General features: G+C 69.2%; 1 protein-coding gene. It reads left to right on the top strand.

All coding sequences use genetic code 11. From position 1 onward, the window contains the following. A partial coding sequence (locus WG902_RS22440; RefSeq protein WP_340062446.1) for a beta strand repeat-containing protein occupies window positions 1-4374 on the top strand: 4374 nt, incomplete at both ends.

Raw genomic sequence — 4374 nt, 5'->3', positions numbered from 1 at the left:
GCCGAACCCCAACTTCACGGGCACGGCCAGCTACGACTACACGATCACCGACGGCAACGGCGGCACCAGCACCGCAACGGTCACGATCAGCGTCACGCCCGTGAACGATGCCCCGACGGCCAACAACGACACCGCGAGCACGGCCGAAGATACCCCGGTCAGCATCCCGCTGGCCACCCTGGCCGGCAACGACACGGACCAAGACGGCGACACGCTCACGGTGACGGCCGTCGGCAATGCCGTCGGTGGCACGGTCACCATCGTCGGCGGCAACGCGGTCTTCACGCCCGATCCGAACTTCACGGGTGCCGCGACCTTCGAGTACACGGTCAGTGACGGCAATGGCGGCGCCGATACCGCGACCGTCACGGTCAACGTCACCGCGGCGCAGGACGCGCCGAAGGCCAGCGACGACAGTTTCAGCACCGCCGAAGACACGCCGGTGGTCATGACCACCGCCAGCCTGCTGGCCAACGACACCGATCCCGACGCCGGTGACACGTTGACGGTCACGGCCGTGTCCAACCCGGTCGGCGGCACCGTCGCCCTGGTCGGCGGCAACGTCACCTTCACCCCGAACCCGAACTTCACCGGCACCGGCAGCTACGACTACACGATCAGCGACGGCAACGGCGGCACCAGCACCGCCACCGTCACGGTCAACGTGGCGCCGCAGCAGGACGCACCGACAGCCGGCAACGATACGGCCAGCACGACCGAGGACACGCCGGTCAGCATCCCGCTGGCCACGCTGGCGGGGAACGACACCGATCCGGACGGCGACACGCTCACGGTCACGGCCGTGGGCAACGCGGTCGGCGGCACGGTCGTCATCGTCGGCGGCAACGCCGTCTTCACCCCCGACCCGAACTTCACAGGCTCGGCCACGTTCGAGTACACGGTGAGCGACGGCAACGGCGGAACCGACACCGCCACCGTCACCGTCAACGTCACGGCGGCGCAGGACGCGCCCACCGCCAATGCCGACAGCTTCAGCACCGCGGAGGACACCCCGGTCACGATGACGACGGCGTCGCTGCTGGCCAACGACACGGACCCGGACGCCGGCGACACCCTGAGCGTGACCGGCGTGGCCAACCCCGTGGGCGGCACGGTCAGCCTGGTGGGCGGCAACGTCACCTTCACGCCGAACCCCAACTTCACCGGTACGGCCAGCTACGACTACACGGTCAGCGACGGCAATGGCGGCACCAGCACCGCAACCGTCACGATCACCGTGACGCCGCAGCAGGATGCGCCGACCGCCAACAACGACACCGCCGGCACCACCGAAGACACTGCGGTCGCCATCCCGTTGGCGAGCCTGCTGGGCAACGACACGGACCCGGACGCCGGCGACACGCTGACCGTGACGGCCGTCGGCAACCCCGTCGGCGGCACGGTGAGCATCGTCGGCGGTAACGCGGTCTTCACGCCGAACCCGAACTTCACGGGGCCGGCCACTTTCGAATACACGATCTCCGACGGCAATGGCGGCACCGACACTGACACCGTCACGGTGAACGTCGCCGCCGCGCAGGACGCGCCCACGGCCAACGGCGACAGCTTCAGCACGGCCGAAGAAACGCCGGTCACCATGACCACGGCGTCCCTGCTCGCCAACGACACCGACCCCGACACCGGCGACACGCTGGCGGTCACTGGCGTCTCGAACCCGGTCGGAGGCACGATCACCCTCGTGGGCGGAAACGTGACGTTCACGCCGGCGCCGAATTTCACCGGTGCGGCAAGCTACGACTACACGATCAGCGACGGCAACGGCGGGACCAGCACCGCCACGGTCACGGTGAACGTGACGCCCCAGCAGGATGCGCCGACGGCCAATAACGACACGGCGGCGACCACCGAAGATACGCCGGTTTCGATCTCGCTGGCCGCCCTGGCCGGCAACGACACGGACCCCGACGGTGACACGCTCACGGTGACGGCCGTGGGCAACCCGGTGGGCGGCACGGTCACCATCGTCGGTGGCAATGCGGTCTTCACGCCGAACCCGAACTTCACGGGCGCGGCGACCTTCGAGTACACCCTCGGCGACGGCAACGGCGGCACGGACACCGCCACCGTGACAGTGAACGTGGTCGCAGTGCAGGATCCACCCGCGGCGATCAACGACGTGGTGAGCACCGCGGAGGACACGCCCGTGGTCATCCCGACGTCGAGCCTGCTGGCCAACGATGTCGACCCGGACATCGGCGACGTCCTGGCCGTCAGCTCGGTCGGCGGCGCCATCGGCGGCACCGTCAGCCTGGCCGGCGGCAACGTCACCTTCACGCCCGACCCGAACTTCACCGGTGCGGGCAGCTTCACCTACACGATCAGCGACGGCCAGGGCGGCGTCTCGAGCGCCAGCGTCACCGTGAACGTTGCGCCGGTGCAGGACCCGCCGAGCGCGACCAACGATTCGGTGACGACGGCCGAGGACACGCCCGTCACCATCTCGCCGGCGACGCTGACGGGCAACGACAGCGACGCGGACGGCGACACCCTCGGCGTCACGGCCGTCGGCTCCGCGATCGGCGGCAGCGTGGCCATCGTCGGCGGCAACATCGTGTTCACGCCGGATCCGGACTTCACCGGCACCGGCAGCTTCGTCTACACGGTGAGCGACGGGCAGGGCGGTACGGACACCGCGACAGTGAGTGTCGACGTGACACCGGTGCAGGATGCGCCGAGTGCCGCGAACGACGTGGCGGCGACGACCGAAGACACGCCGGTATCGATCCCGCTGGCCACCCTGCTGGGCAACGACGCCGATCCCGACGCCGGCGACACGCTCACGGTGGTCTCCGTGGGCAACGCGGTGGGGGGCACGGTGACCATCGTCGGCGGCAACGCGGTCTTCACGCCGGCTCCCGATTTCATCGGGACAGCGACCTTCGACTACACCATCTCCGACGGCCAGGGCGGCAGCGACACCGCCACCGTGACCGTGACCGTCGCGGCCGCGCAGGACGCGCCGACCGCCAGTGCGGACATCCGCACCACGGCCGAGGACACTCCGGTCACGCTCACGACGGCGTCCCTGCTGGCGAACGATACGGATCCCGACGCGGGCGACACGCTCACGGTCACCGGCGTTTCCAACGCGGTGGGCGGCACGGTCAGCCTGGTGGGCGGCAACGTCACCTTCACGCCGAACCCGGACTTCACCGGCGCCGCGACCTTCGACTACAGCATCAGCGACGGGCAGGGCGGCACCTCCACCGCCACGGTGACCGTCAACGTCACGCCGGCGCAGGACCCGCCGAGCGCCGTGAACGACAGCGTGAGCACGACCGAAGACACGCCGATCTCCATCGCACCGGCGACCTTGCTGGGCAACGACAGCGACCCCGATGCCGGCGACACCTTGGGTGTCATGGCGGTAGGCTCCGCGATCGGAGGGTCGGTCGCCATCGTCGGCGGCAACATCGTGTTCACCCCGGACCCGGATTTCACCGGGGCGGGCAGCTTCCAGTACGTGGTTTCCGACGGCAACGGCGGCACCGACACGGCGACCGTCACGGTGAACGTCACGGCGGCGCAGGATGCACCGACGGCCAATGCCGACGGTTTCAGCACTTCGGAAGACACGCCGGTCGTGATGACCACGGCCAGCCTGCTGGCCAACGACACGGACCCCGACGCGGCCGACACGCTGAGCGTGACGGGTGTCGGCAACCCGGTGGGCGGAACGGTCAGCCTGGCGGGCGGCAACGTCACCTTCACCCCCAACGCGAACTTCACGGGCACGGCCAGCTACCAGTACACGATCAGCGACGGCAATGGCGGCACCAGCACGGCCACCGTCACGGTCAACGTCACGCCGGTGCAGGATGCGCCGACGGCGAACAACGACACGGCGACCACGGCCGAGGACACGCCGGTGTCGATCTCGCTGGCGACGCTGGCCGGCAACGACACGGATCCGGATGCGGGCAACACCCTCACGGTGCTGTCCGTGGGCAACCCGGTGGGCGGCACGGTCGTCATCGTCGGTGGCAACGCGGTGTTCACACCGAACCCCAACTTCACCGGCGCGGCCACGTTCGAGTACACGATCAGCGATGGCAACGGCGGCACCGACACTGCCACGGTGACGGTGAACGTCACGGCGGTCAACGACGCGCCCACGGCGAACGACGACGGCTTCAGCACCGCTGAAGACACCCCGGTGGTCATGACCACGGCGTCCCTGCTGGCCAACGACACCGATCCGGACACCGGCAACACCCTCGCGGTGACGGCCGTCTCCAACCCGGTAGGTGGCACGGTCAGTCTCGTGGGTGGCAACGTCACATTCACCCCGAACCCGAACTTCACGGGCACGGCCAGCTACGACTACACCATCAGCGACGGCAACGGCGGCAT

Origin of the sequence: Ramlibacter sp. PS3R-8 (assembly GCF_037572435.1) — a bacterium.
Lineage (GTDB): Bacteria > Pseudomonadota > Gammaproteobacteria > Burkholderiales > Burkholderiaceae_C > Ramlibacter.
The sequence above is the reverse complement of the archived record's forward strand: the minus strand, read 5'-3'. Positions and strand labels throughout refer to the sequence as shown.